Source organism: Nonomuraea mesophila, from assembly GCF_004352805.1.
Classification (GTDB): Bacteria; Actinomycetota; Actinomycetes; order Streptosporangiales; family Streptosporangiaceae; genus Nonomuraea; species Nonomuraea longispora.
The window spans coordinates 1-1,127 of record NZ_SMLD01000385.1 but is presented as its reverse complement, the minus strand read 5'-3'; the positions used below and the strand labels follow the sequence as shown (position 1 = coordinate 1,127).

At 71.3% G+C, this 1,127-nt stretch carries 1 protein-coding gene; it reads left to right on the top strand.

Annotated features, from left to right (window positions below; all coding sequences use genetic code 11):
* The coding region (locus E1295_RS48180; protein WP_132642105.1) for an ABC transporter ATP-binding protein at positions 1 to 1,127 on the top strand (1,127 nt) is incomplete at its 5' end.

Sequence of the window (1,127 nt, the reverse complement as noted above, 5' to 3'; positions counted from 1 at the left end):
CCGCCGCCGAGGTGCGCTCGTTCACGATGCGCGGTTTCCTGCTGCGCATGTACGACGCCGTGGCCAGGGCCGAGCAGGACGTCATGCTCGGGCTGGCCAGGCGCCAGATGCTGACGAGGCTGGCCGGGGAGGCCCTCGGCGGCCTCGGCGCCGCCCTCGTCTACGTCGCCCTCGGCGTCCTGCTGGCCGTGGCCGCGATCCCGCTGGCCGTCGCCGGCACCGCGGTGCTCGCCATCCGATCGGGCCAGACCTCGCTGGGCAACCTCATGTACGCCACCAACCAGCTCTACGAGGAGGGCCTCTACTTCACCGACTTCCTGGAGTTCTGCGAGCAGGCGGAAGGCCGGGTGTCCGGTGAGCGCGGCGCCCCGATGCCGCGGTCGTTCGAGCGCATCGTGGCCGACAAGGTGAGCTTCACCTACCCCGGCGCGGACGCACCGGCCCTGCGCGAGGTGTCCGTGGAGATCAAACACGGCGAGATCGTCGCCTTCGTCGGCGAGAACGGCTCCGGCAAGACCACCCTCGCCAAGATCCTGTCCGGCCTGTACGAACCCGACACCGGCACCATCCTGTGGGACGACACCGACCTGCGCCAGGTCGACCCCGACCTGCTGCGCACCCGCACCGCCGTCATCGCCCAGGACCACACCCGCTGGCCCCTGACCGCCCGCTACAACATCACCATGGGCACCGGCAAAGGCGAACCCGCCCTGCACGAAGCCGCCGCCGTCGCCGGCGCCGACGACGTCATCGCCCGCCTCCCCCACGGCTACCGCACCCTGCTCGACCGCCGCTTCAAGGACGGCTGCGAACTGTCCGGCGGCCAATGGCAGCGCATCGCCGTCGCCCGCGGCTTCCACCGCGACGCCGACCTGCTCATCTGCGACGAACCCACCGCCGCCCTCGACGCCCGCGCCGAACACGCCCTGTTCGAACGCATCCGCACCCACGCCGACGGCCGCACCGTCCTGCTCATCACCCACCGCCTGGCCAGCGTCCGCTACGCCGACCGCATCTACGTCCTCGACCGCGGCCTCGTCACCGAACACGGCGACCACGACACCCTCATGGCACTCAACGGCCTCTACGCCGACCTCTACACCCTCCAGGCCTCCGCCTACCGCTGA